We start from the raw sequence: 11859 nt of genomic DNA, 5'->3' as shown, positions 1-11859 counted from the left end.
GCGACGGCCACCGCCGTACCCGCCGGAGACGTCAGCTGCCGACGGCGTACGAGACGAAGCCCGCCCAAGCGGTCGGCGTCAGGGCGAGCTGGGGACCGCCGAGGTTCTTGGAGTCGCGGACGTGGACGGTGGCGGGGGTGGCGGCGACCTCGACGCACGACTCGCCGTCGGTGCCACCGCTGTAGCTGCTCTTACGCCAGGCGACCTCGATGCAGGAGTCGCCCTCGCTGCTGCTGCTGTAACTGCTCTTGAACCACGCCAGTTCGGAGGCGTCCCCAGCCGAGGTATTGCGGATCATGTCTCTCCCAGCAGTTGCTCAACGAAGGCGATCGACTCACGCGGAGTGAGGGCCTGAGCCCGGATGATGCCATACCGCAACTCCAGGATATGGAGTTGCTTCGGCTCGGTCACCGGCCGCCCGTTGGCCACAGCAGCAGAGCGTCCCACCGCCGATCCGTCACCGAACTTCAGAACCTCGATACCGCCCGCCAGTCCGGCGTGCTCCTCGCGGTCCACCGGCATCACCTGAAGTTCGACGTTCCGCAACTGCCCGACCTCCAACAGGCGCTCCAGCTGTGCCCGCAGCACTACCCGCCCGCCCAGCGGGCGGCGCAGCGTCCACTCCTCCAGGACGAAGCTGATCTCCGGGGCCGGGTCCCTCTGGAAGACGCTCTGCCGGGCCACCCGACCGGCCGCCATCCGCTCGACCTCGTCCTGCGTGTACGCCGGCCGCCGCATCAACAGCAGTCCGCGCGCGTACTCCGGCGTCTGCAAGAGGCCATGGATGTTGAGCGGATCGTAGAGCTGGATCTCGACCGCATTGGCCTCCATCTTCGCCAAGGCGCGGACCTTTTTCGGGTAGCGGACCTTCGCGACGTCGTCCTTCATGGCCGCGATCAACCCACCCGCGCCCAGAACCTCGTCCGCCTTGTCGAGGAACTCGGGCCGGGGGATCCGCTTCCCGCCCTCGATTTTGTAGATCATGTCCTCGCCGTAGCCGGTGGCCACGCCGAGCTCGGCGGCCCTTATGCCCACCGCCTCCCTCCGCAGCCTCAGCTGCCGTCCCACGGTGGCGATGACGGCCAGTCCCCACTCGTCATCCGGATCGACCTCCCACCCCGGCTCGTCCGCCTCGGTCTTGAGTCGCTGCGCCCCGTCGTCCACCGACATACCGCACCCTTCCCTGGCCCCGCTTCATGGCGCGACACCCCTACCCGTGGCGGGGGTGCGGACAGGCCGGACAGCAGTGGACAAGGCCCGGACAGTCACCCTACGCATCGGCGTCGTCACTGTTCACGGTAGCCGGGGGCGGCCACGCTCGGTGAGGTGAACCAGAAGAACCCCATCCAACTCAGCCAGCCCACCCACCACTTCAGCGTCCTGGTGTCCCCCACACCACGCGGGGCCAGGCTCGCCCGGCTGCTCGCCGTGGAGTGGCTGCGGACCTGGGAGCTTCCGTACGGCGTCGTGGACACCGCCGCGCAGGTCGTCGCCGAACTCGCGGCGAACGCCGCCACGCACGGCCGGGTCTCGGGGCGGAACTTCCGTCTCGCGCTCCTGGCGCACGCGGACGCCCTCCGGATCGAGGTCACGGACACCCGGGGAGCCGACCTTCCCCGTCTCCGGACCCGGACCGTCGACGCCGAGTCGGGGCGCGGGCTCCTGCTCGTGGAGGCTCTCGCCGATCGGTGGGGCGTCGAGCTCGGGCCCGCACCCCGGAAGACCGTGTGGGCGGAGCTCGCCTTGTCACGCCCCTGACCAGCAAGAACGACACGTTCACCGGAGTCCGGAAACGTGGGCTCCGGTGGCTCGGGTGGTCTTTCCAAGCAACGACGAGAGAGAAAGAACCTTCACCAAGCCCCACCCCTCCCGCCCCTGATCGGGGCGCTCACTCATGCGGGTGAAGAACACCAACTCCGCTGGATTCCGACCCGGTTGCCTGCTTTACGCTCGGCTCGACCGGCATATGACAGCAGACATACGTCGGCCCTCGCCGGGACGGCAATCCCGATGCGAGGGCCTGACCACGAGGAAGCAGAGACCTTCCCCAATGGGTGTTCAGAACACTAGCGTGCGCCCCCGCACCGAGTCCCGTAACAGCTGGAAAAATCACCCTCCCCGGCGCCCCCACGGGCGCTCGGCGCTCGGTGGCGTCATCCACGACAACGTGCGGCACACCACCCGCTTCACGGTGATCGGCAACCACCTCTGCCAGCACGACGGGATGTCCCTCGTGGCCATCGGTGTCGCCGTGCACATCCAGTCGCTGCCCGCCGGGTCTCCCGTCGACATCAAGACCCTCGCCGCCCGTTTCCCCGAGGGCGCCGTCCGGATCGCCAACGCCCTGCGCGAGCTGGAGCTGTACGGCTATCTGCGCCGGATCCGCGAGCGCGGCGAGGACGGGCGGATCGTCACGCGGACGATCTCCTGCAACCATCCGGGGCGGACCGGCGGTCCGGAGGATCCGGAGCCGGGGACCGAGGCCGGGCGCGGACCGGAACCCGAGGTGAAACGCCCCGCCCGGCGGGCGGCCGATCCGCCGCGCCGCGCCCTGCCCGCCGTACCGCAGCCCGTGTATCCGACGCCCGACCTCCTGCTCACGGCCGTCGACGTCCTCGCCGGCCTCCGCCGTGCGGACCCGCGCCTGTATGTCTCCGCCACCGACGCCGAGCACCTGGCCCCGGGCGTCGCCGCCTGGCTGGAGCGCGAGCTCACCCCCGACGCCGTACGCCGCGTCCTGACCTTCGACCTCCCGGCGGAGCCCCTGCGCCGCCCGGCCGCCCTCCTGGCCCACCGCCTCAACGCCGGACTCCCGCCCCTGCCGCCCTTCCGCGCCCCGGACGAGCCCCCTGCCGTCCGGCACCCCCTCCAGAACTGCGACACCTGCGACCACGCCTACCGCGCCCCCGAACCGGGCACCTGCGGGGCATGCACATCAGCGGGGTAATTCCCGAAACACCGACGCCACCGAATGAGAACGACCGACCCCTCAAGGAACCCCGTGGTCAGCTCCCCGCACGAAGCGATGCACCGCATCTTCCAGCACGACCTGCACCTCTTCAGCCGCCTCTCCGGAGTGCTCGGTTTACCCCTGCCCTCGCCCGTCGAGGTGACCGTCATGCCCACGGACCTCACCGAGGCGAGCCCCGTGGAACGCCGGCTGGACACCCTGCTGCGTCTCGACAGCGCGGACGACGGCTCCCTCCTCCTCGCCATCGAGGCGCAGGGCAAGAAGGACCCCGCGAAGCCCGCGAGCTGGGCGTACTACACCGCGTACCTCTGGACGAAGTACCGGCTGCCGACCGCGCTGCTGGTCGTCTGCCAGGACCGCGCCACCGCCGAGTGGGCCGAGCGGTCGGTGTCCAGCGGACCGCCGCACCTGCCCACCCTCACCCTGCGACCAGCCGTGCTGGGCCCCCACAACATGCCGGTGATCACCGACCCGGACGAGGCCCGCGCGGACCTCGCGCTGACCACCCTCTCGGCCATCACGCACGCGGGCGATCCGGACATCGGTGCCATACTGAAAGCACTGTCCACCGCTCTGCGGGACGTCCCCGAGGACGTCGCCGACCCGATCATCGAATTCACCACCCAAGGGCTGGAGAAGCGACCGGCCCTAGAGCTCTGGAGGAACCTGGTGGCTGTGGACCTCTCCTTCTACACGTCGGTCATCTCCGAGGAGATCCGCGACGAAGGCCGTGCCCAGGCCCATGCCGAGGCCATACTGATCATCCTGGAGCAGCGCGGTCTCACCATCTCCGACGACGCCCGTCAGCGCATCACCGGCTGCGACGATCCCGAGGTCCTGCGCCGCTGGGTCGCCCGTGCCGTCACCGTCTCGTCCGTCGACGAGATCTTCGCCGACGAGGACGCGTAACCCCGCCCACGAACGCCGGAAGGGCCCGGAACCGAGGATCTCGGTTCCGGGCCCTTCCGTCAGGCAGTCAGGCCGTCAGGCTCAGCGCGCCGCGTCCGGGTGGACCGACTCCGTCACCGGGCGGTCGTCCGCGGGCTTCTCCTTCGCGACCGGCTTGCGGAGCTGGATGTTCAGCTCGCGCAGGCGGGTCTCGTCGAGCTCGGTCGGGGCGCCCATCAGGAGGTCCTGGCCGTTGCCGTTGAGCGGGAAGGCGATGATCTCGCGGATGTTCGGCTCGTCGGCGAGGAGCATCACGATGCGGTCCACGCCCGGGGCGATGCCGCCGTGCGGCGGGGCGCCGTACTCGAAGGCGCGGAGCATGCCCGCGAACTCGCTCTCGACCGTCTCGCGCGAGTAGCCCGCGATCTCGAAGGCCTTGAACATGATCTCGGGCTCGTGGTTCCGGATCGCGCCCGAGGAGAGCTCGATGCCGTTGCAGACGATGTCGTACTGCCAGCCGAGGACGTCCAGCGGGTCCTGGGTCTCCAGGGCCTCCAGGCCGCCCTGCGGCATCGAGAACGGGTTGTGCGAGAAGTCGATCTTGCCGGTCTCCTCGTCCTTCTCGTACATCGGGAAGTCGACGATCCACGCGAAGCGGAAGACGTTCTCCTCGAAGCGGCCGGCGCGCTTGGCGGCCTCGACCCGGACCGGGCCCATGATCTTGGAGACCTCGTCGAACTCGCCCGCGCCGAAGAAGACGGCGTGGCCGTCGGCCAGGCCGAGGCGCTCGGTGAGGACCTTGACGTTCTCCTCGGTGAGGAACTTGGCGATCGGGCCGGTGAGCGCGCCCTCCGCGCCGACGCGGACCCAGGCCAGGCCCTTCGCGCCGAGGGAGACCGCGAAGTCGCCGAGGGAGTCGAAGAACTTGCGGGGCTGGTCGCCGGTCTCCGGGACGGCGAGCGCGCGGACGTGCTTGCCGGCGAAGGCCTTGAACTCGGAGTTCTCGAAGACGTCGGTGATGTCGACGAGCTCGAGGTCGGTGCGCAGGTCGGGCTTGTCGTTGCCGTACTTCAGCATCGACTCGCGGAACGGGATCCGCGGGAACGGGGAGCTGACCGGGCGGCCGCCGCCGAACTCCTCGAAGAGCTCCGTCATGAGCTTCTCGATCGGCTGGAAGACGTCCTCCTGCTCGACGAAGCTCATCTCGACGTCGAGCTGGTAGAACTCGCCCGGCGAGCGGTCGGCGCGGGCGTCCTCGTCGCGGAAGCAGGGCGCGATCTGGAAGTAGCGGTCGAAGCCGGAGATCATCAGCAGCTGCTTGAACTGCTGCGGCGCCTGCGGCAGCGCGTAGAACTTGCCCGGGTTCAGACGGGACGGGACGACGAAGTCGCGGGCGCCCTCGGGGGAGGTCGCGGCGAGGATCGGGGTCGCCATCTCGTTGAAGCCCAGGGCCACCATCTTGGAGCGGATGGCGGCGATGACGGCGGAGCGCAGCATGATGTTGCGGTGCATGCGCTCGCGGCGCAGGTCGAGGAAGCGGAACTCCAGGCGCCGCTCCTCGTTCACGCCGTCGTCGGCGTTGATGGTGAAGGGGATCTGCTTGGCCGCGCCCAGGACCTCGACCGTGGCGGCCTCGATCTCGATCTCGCCGGTGGCGAGCTCCGGGTTGACGTTCTCGGCGCCGCGGGAGACGACCTTGCCGTCCACGCGGACGACGGTCTCCTTGGTCAGCTTGTCGAGGACCTCGGCCGCGGCGGTGCCGGGGCGGGCGACGAGCTGGGTGATGCCGTAGTGGTCGCGCAGATCGATGAAGAGGATGCCGCCCAGGTCGCGCCGATTGTGCAGCCAGCCGCTCAGCCGGACGTCGGTGCCGACGTCAGAGGCGCGGAGCTCGCCGCAGGTGTGGGACCTGTACCGATGCATCGTCGTTCATCCAGTTCTTCGGGATCCGTGGGGTCCGCTTGATCTATCAAGCCCACTCAGGGTACCGGGCCACCCAAGATCGCGATTCGAATACTCTCAGTGGCGACCTGCTGTCCGATATTCATAAAGTGGGGCAATGCGCACCGAGGACGTCCTGGCCGCCATCGCGACCGGCCTGTGGCGCTGGGACAACGCGTCCGGGGTGGTCACCCTCGACGCCGAGGCGGCCCGGCTCCTCGGGCTGCCCGCCGAGCCCGCACGGCTCACCGAGGCGGCGGTGCGCTCCCGCTTCCATCCGGTGGACTGGAACGAGATCGACGGCGTGGTGCACCTCGCGGTCGCCGAGGGCACCCTCGCCGAGGCCCGGCTGCGGATCATGGACGAGCAGGGCCGGGTGCTCCGTACCGTACGGAGCAGGTCCAAGCCGCTGATCGAGGGGGGACGACTACCAGCTGGTCGGCACCCTCCAGGAGGTCGCCGAGCCGCAGCCCGGCACCGCCGCCTCCACCCCCATCACGGGCGACTGGCGCCGCTCCCGCGAGGCCTTCCTGCTGGACGCGGGCCGGGCGCTGGCGGAGGCCCGGTCGACGGCCGAGGTGCTGCGGGTGGCCGCCTCGCTGTCCATGCCCGGCTTCTCGCCGGACGGGCTCGCGGTCTTCGGGCTGGCCGGCGACCGGCTGACGATCATCGGGCACCACGGGCACAGCGAGGGCGACGAGGGCCCCTTCACCTCGATGACCCTCGACACCGACTACCCGGCGGCGGAGGCGGCGCGGACCGGGCGGGCGATCTACCTGCCGACGCCCGAGGAGTACCTGCGCCGCTTCCCGATGACCTGGCCGCTCGCCCAGCGCTTCGGACGCCGCTCCTGGGCCTTCGTGCCGCTCGTCGTCGCGGGGCGCACGATGGGCGCGTGGATGGCGGCGTTCAAGCACCCGGTCGCCTTCACGCCCGACGAGCGCTCGGTGCTCACCACGGTGGCCCGGATGCTGGCGCAGGCGCTGGCCCGCGCCGGGGTGGCCGAGTCGGAGCGCGAGCTGTCGCTGGGGCTCCAGCGGACGATGATGCCGGCCCTCGGCCCCGGCATCCCCGGCATCCACGTCGCCGCCCGGTACGTGCCCACGGGCGGCGGTCTCCAGGTCGGCGGCGACTGGTACGACATGATCCGGCTGCCCGGCGGGTCCGGCGCCGGCCGGATCGCCCTGGTGATCGGCGACGTCCAGGGCCACGACGTGCGGGCGGCCGGCCTCATGGGGCAGCTGCGGATCGCCCTGCGCGCGTACGCCTCCGAGGGACACCGCCCGGACGCGGTGCTCTCCCGCGCCTCCCGGTTCCTGTACGGCGTCAACGAGGGCACCGTCGGCGCGGACGGCGACGACACGGCGTTCGGCGGCCCCCGCTTCGCGACCTGCCTGTACCTGGAGGTCGACCTGGAGTCGGGGACGGTGGAGATCGCGCGGGCCGGGCATCCCGATCCGGCGGTGCGGATGACCGACGGAACGGTTCTCCTGAGGCCCACCGCGGGCGGTCTGCCGCTCGGCATCGACCCGGACACCGACTACCCCACCACCCGGCTCACGCTGGAGCCCGGCGAGACCCTGATGATCTGCACCGACGGCCTCCTGGAGACCGGCGGGCACGACCTGGACAGCGGCTGGGAGCGGGTCCGCAAGCTGCTGGAGGCGGACGGCGGCGAGGACCTGGAGGCGCTCGCCGACCGCCTGGTCGAGGCCGTCCACGGGCCCGGCTCGCACCACACCACGGGCCCGCTCGCCGACCGCCGCGAGGACGACATCGCCGTGCTGCTGCTGTCCCGGCAGGGCGCGGCGGCGCTGCCGGGCCCGCGCCGCACGATGATGACGGTCGCCCAGGCGGAGCCGGAGCGGATCGCGGCCGCCCGCGAGCAGCTGCGCCAGCTCCTGCACGACTGGCGGGACGAGGACCAGGTCGACTCGGCGGTCCTGATGGTCTCCGAGATGGTCACCAACGTCCTGGTGCACACCGACGGCGACGCGCTGCTGGTCGCCGAGGTGGTGTGCGCGGAGGGCTCCCGGCGGCTCCGGGTGGAGGTGGCCGACGCGAGCGACGAACTGCCGCACAAGCGGCACCCGGGCGAGATGGCGTCCAGCGGGCGCGGGCTGTGGCTGATGGAGATGCTGGCCCACGCGTGGGGCGTGGACCCGCGGGGCGAGGGCAAGTCGATCTGGTTCGAGCTGCACGAGCCGCCGCCGGGGGACGGCGGCTGACCACGGGGGCCCGGGGGCGGCCCCTCCGTCCTCGCGGGGCGGCCGCCGAGCGGGCGCCCGGTCCCGGGAGGAGACTGGTCTCGTACGGCCGCCGGGGGGACCCGGGAGCCCGCCATGGAAACGCACAAGGTCGGCAGCGACGTCACCGTCCTCGGGGACAGCCTCGACGTGCCGGGGATCGGCCACATCCCCGTCAACGCCTTCGTCCTCACCGCCCGCGAGCCGGTGGTCGTCGACACCGGGCTCTCCGTCGCGGACCGGGACTTCCTCGCCGCGCTCGGCGGCGTCATGGACCCGGCCGACGTGCGCTGGATCTGGCTCACCCACCCGGACCGCGACCACACGGGCGGCCTCTTCGAGCTGCTGGCGGCGGCTCCCCGGGCGCGGGTGGTGACCACCTTCGTCGGCGCGGGGATCATGACCACCGAGCGGCCGCTGCCGATGGACCGGGTGTACTTCCTCAACCCGGGCCAGGGCCTGGACGTGGGCGACCGGGTGCTCGCCGCGTTCCGGCCGCCGCTCTTCGACAACCCGGCCACCGTCGGCTTCTACGACGAGAGGACCCGGATCTGCTTCAGCTCCGACTGCTTCGGCGCCCCGATGCCCACCGAGGAGCTCGCGCGGAGCGGGCACGCCAACGACCTCAAGCCGGAGGAGCTGCGGGCCGCGCAGCTGCTGTGGGCGACGGTCGACAGCCCGTGGGTGCAGATCGTGGACCCGGTGCGGTACGGGGTGTGGGTGGACCTGGTGCGCGGGATGAACCCGGAGATCGTGCTGAGCACGCATCTGCCGCCGGCCGTGCGGATGACCGGCCGGATGATCGAGACGATCACGATGGCGCCGGACGCGGACCCGTTCGTCGGGCCCGACCAGGCGGCTCTCGAGCGGCTGCTCGCCTCCTTCGAGCCGGGCGGCCTGCCGGCCTGATCAGCCGGGGGCGTCCGCCGCCCCGTACCGGCTGCGCAGCTCGCCGATCACCCCGAAGGCCGCGGCCGTCAGGGGGACGGCGAGCAGCATGCCCAGGATGCCGGCGACGGAGGCCCCGGCGGTGATGGCCAGCATGACCACCGCCGGGTGCATCTGCACGGTCCGGCTCTGGACCATGGGCTGGAGGACGTTGCCCTCCAGGACCTGGACGGCGAGGACCACCCCGAGCACCCACAGCGCGATGACGAAGCCGCGGTCGGCGAGGGCGACGAGGACGGCGACCGCGCCGGACAGGAAGGCGCCGAGGTACGGGATGTAGGCGGTGACGAAGACGAGCGCGGCCAGGCCCACCGCGCCGGGCACCTTGAGCACCAGCAGGCCGATCCCGATGAGGACGGCGTCGACGAAGGCGACGAAGGTGGTGCCCCTCATGAAGCCCTCGACCGCCTCGAAGGCCCGCCGCCCCATGGCCTCCACCATGTCGCCGGTGGAGCGGGGGGCGAGCGAGCGCAGCGCGTCGGCGGCCCGGTCGGAGTCGCGCAGGAAGAAGAAGATGAGGAGGAGCGCGAGGACGGCGGTGGCGAGCATCTGGCCGACCACGCTGAGCCCGGAGATGACCCCGGAGGCGGCGGTCCCGCCGAACCGCTCCAGCAGCTTCTTGGCGTTCTTGGCCAGGTCGTCCAGGGAGGTGCCGGCCGCGCCGAGGTGCTCGGCGATGTCGGTGGCGGCCTGCCGGAGCGAGGTGACGATCTGGTCGCCGGTCTCGATGAGGGCGGCGACGACGATGTACGTGGCGCCGCCGACGACCGCGACCACGGCGATCACCGTGAGCCCGGCGGCCAGCGACTTCTGCACCTTCATCCGCAGCAGCCGACGGTAGAGCGGGCCGAGCAGCGCGGTGCCGAGGAGGGCGAGCAGGACGGGGGTCACGGCCGTCTTGAAGACGACGCAGAGCCAGATGAAGACCGCCGCGACCCCGGCGACGAGGAGGGCGACGGCGCACCAGGCGGCGGTGCGGCGGGCACCCTCGGGAAGCAGCGGCGACGGGCGATCGGTGGACACGCGTCCACCGGACCACGCCGCCCGGCGTGTCGTCCTGCGCTGGGAGCCGGACGGGTGACTGCCCGTCAGGACGCCGGGGCACGGAGGCCGTCGCCCCGTCCCGGAGAGGCGTACGGGGAGAGCCGTACGGGCACGGGGGCGGCGCCCCCGTGCCCGTACCGGTCCCGTCGTTACTCGCCCATGCCGTGGACGGCCGGGATGGTGCCGAGGCGGCCGGCCTGGAAGTCCTCGAAGGCCTGGCGGAGTTCGGCCTGGGTGTTCATGACGAACGGGCCGTAGTGCGCCATCGGCTCACGGATCGGCTGTCCGCCGAGGAGCACGACCTCCAGGTCGGGGGTGTTCCCGTCCTGCTTCTCGTCGGCGCGGACGGTCAGCGCGCCGCCCTTGCCGAAGACGGCGGTCTGGCCCATGTGGACCGGGCGCCGCTCGGTGCCGACGGTGCCGCGGCCGGCCAGCACGTAGGCGAGGCCGTTGAAGTCCTCGCGCCACGGCAGGTTGATCTCGGCGCCGGGGCGCAGGGTGGCGTGGATCATCGTGATGGGGGTGTGGGTGATGCCCGGGCCCTGGTGCCCGTCGAGCTCGCCGGCGATGACGCGGAGCAGCGCGCCGCCGTCCGGGGAGGTGAGGAGCTGGACCTGGCCGCCGCGGATGTCCTGGTAGCGGGGGGCCATCATCTTGTCGGAGGCGGGCAGGTTCACCCAGAGCTGGAGGCCGTGGAAGAGGCCGCCGCTCATGACCAGCTGCTCCGGCGGGGCCTCGATGTGCAGGAGGCCGGAGCCGGCGGTCATCCACTGGGTGTCGCCGTTGGTGATGGTGCCGCCGCCCCCGTTGGAGTCCTGGTGGTCGAAGATCCCGTCGATGATGTAGGTGACGGTCTCGAAGCCGCGGTGGGGGTGCCACGGGGTGCCCTTGGGCTCTCCCGGCGCGTACTCCACCTCGCCCATCTGGTCCATCATGATGAACGGGTCGAGGTACTGGTAGTTGATCCCGGCGAACGCGCGGCGCACCGGGAAGCCCTCCCCCTCGAAGCCCGAGGGTGCGGTGGTCACGGCGAGCACCGGCCGGGCGACGGCCTCGGCGGGGGCGGCGACGCGGGGCAGGGTGAGCGGGTTCTCGACAGTCACGGCGGGCATGGCGGGCCTCCATTCGGTACAACCACTTTAGTTGAAGTCCGTACGACTACTTTAGTTGAAGCTTGAACTTTCCGCCACCCGGAACGCGGGACGCCCGGGAGGTATTCCTCCCGGGCGTCCCCGACACCTGCCGGTCCTCGGCCGACACGTACAGCCTCCGTCAGCCGTACATCCGCCGCATCGCGAAGTCGACCATCTGCTCCACGGCCTTCGCGTCGAAGACCATCCGGTGGTCGCCCTCCATGTCGAGGACGAAGCCGTACCCCGTCGGCAGCAGGTCGATCACCTCGGCGCCGGTGATCACGAAGTACTTCGACTCCTTGCCCGCGTACCGCCGCAGCTCCTTCAGCGAGGTGAACATGGGGATCACCGGCTGCTGGGTGTTGTGCAGCGCGAGGAAGCCCGGGTTGTCCCCGCGCGGGCAGTAGACCTTCGAGGTCGCGAAGATCTGCTGGAAGTCCTCGGCCGCGAGCGTGCCGGTCGTGAACGCGCGCACGGCGTCGGCGAGCGACGGCGGCGACGGCTCCGGGTAGAGCGGCGGCTGCTGGGCGTAGCCGCCCTGCATGCCGCCCTGCATGCCGGCCTGCGCGCCGCCCTGCATGCCGCCGTGCATCGGCGGCTGCTGCGGGGGCTGACCGTACTGCTGCTGGGCACCCGGATTCTGGTCGTAGCCGTACATGTGCCCAGACTATCGACCGGCGGCCCGCCC

At 71.4% G+C, this 11859-nt stretch carries 10 protein-coding genes and 1 pseudogene; 5 read left to right on the top strand and 6 right to left on the bottom strand.

Going from position 1 to position 11859, the window contains the following annotated elements:
* Window positions 1-31 precede the first annotated feature (31 nt).
* Window positions 32-298, bottom strand: a complete 267-nt coding sequence (locus ABD981_RS21055) for a DUF397 domain-containing protein (protein ID WP_046909375.1) — start codon at window positions 296-298, stop codon at window positions 32-34.
* Entirely contained in the window at window positions 295-1170 is an 876-nt protein-coding gene (locus ABD981_RS21050; RefSeq protein WP_046909374.1) for a helix-turn-helix domain-containing protein, read from the bottom strand. Before ABD981_RS21050 ends, ABD981_RS21055 begins: the two co-directional genes overlap by 4 nt.
* A gap of 156 nt (window positions 1171-1326) precedes the next feature.
* On the opposite strand from ABD981_RS21050, the gene ABD981_RS21045 reads away from it, so the two are divergent.
* The 3 genes from ABD981_RS21045 (at window position 1327) to ABD981_RS21035 (ending at window position 3880) form a co-directional block, all read left to right on the top strand.
* The gene (locus ABD981_RS21045) at window positions 1327-1758 is read left to right on the top strand and encodes an ATP-binding protein (RefSeq protein WP_046909373.1); all 432 of its coding nucleotides are present in this window, start codon (window positions 1327-1329) and stop codon (window positions 1756-1758) included.
* A 292-nt stretch (window positions 1759-2050) separates the two neighbouring features.
* Complete coding sequence (locus ABD981_RS21040) at window positions 2051-2947, top strand: hypothetical protein (protein ID WP_046909372.1); 897 nt, start codon at window positions 2051-2053, stop codon at window positions 2945-2947.
* Window positions 2948-3001: 54 nt separating this feature from the next.
* Entirely contained in the window at window positions 3002-3880 is an 879-nt protein-coding gene (locus ABD981_RS21035; RefSeq protein ID WP_240495315.1) for a DUF4780 domain-containing protein, read from the top strand.
* Window positions 3881-3961: 81 nt separating this feature from the next.
* On the opposite strand, the gene aspS is transcribed toward ABD981_RS21035, so the two are convergent.
* Complete coding sequence (gene aspS / locus ABD981_RS21030; protein WP_046909371.1) at window positions 3962-5782, bottom strand: aspartate--tRNA ligase; 1821 nt, start codon at window positions 5780-5782, stop codon at window positions 3962-3964.
* Window positions 5783-5918: 136 nt separating this feature from the next.
* Here aspS and ABD981_RS21025 point away from each other — a divergent pair.
* Both ABD981_RS21025 and ABD981_RS21020 read left to right on the top strand, forming a co-directional pair.
* Window positions 5919-8028 (top strand): annotated as a pseudogene (locus ABD981_RS21025) (ATP-binding SpoIIE family protein phosphatase).
* Window positions 8029-8142: 114 nt separating this feature from the next.
* Window positions 8143-8955, top strand: a complete 813-nt coding sequence (locus tag ABD981_RS21020; protein WP_046909369.1) for an MBL fold metallo-hydrolase — start codon at window positions 8143-8145, stop codon at window positions 8953-8955.
* Here ABD981_RS21020 and ABD981_RS21015 read toward each other — a convergent pair whose 3' ends face one another.
* The 3 genes from ABD981_RS21015 to ABD981_RS21005 form a co-directional block, all read right to left on the bottom strand.
* Window positions 8956-10017 (bottom strand): AI-2E family transporter, encoded by a 1062-nt coding sequence (locus ABD981_RS21015; RefSeq protein WP_205628218.1) that lies wholly within the window; start codon window positions 10015-10017, stop codon window positions 8956-8958.
* 170 nt (window positions 10018-10187) lie between these two features.
* Window positions 10188-11150: a pirin family protein gene (locus ABD981_RS21010; RefSeq protein WP_046909368.1), complete on the bottom strand. Its 963-nt coding sequence runs from the start codon at window positions 11148-11150 to the stop codon at window positions 10188-10190.
* Between the two features lie 160 nt (window positions 11151-11310).
* Window positions 11311-11829 (bottom strand): SseB family protein, encoded by a 519-nt coding sequence (locus ABD981_RS21005; protein ID WP_046909367.1) that lies wholly within the window; start codon window positions 11827-11829, stop codon window positions 11311-11313.
* Window positions 11830-11859: the final 30 nt, after the last annotated feature.

Source organism: Streptomyces showdoensis (assembly GCF_039535475.1).
GTDB classification, from domain to species: domain Bacteria; phylum Actinomycetota; class Actinomycetes; order Streptomycetales; family Streptomycetaceae; genus Streptomyces; species Streptomyces showdoensis.
Note: the sequence above shows the minus strand (reverse complement) of the source record. Positions and strands in the feature narration are given on the sequence as shown.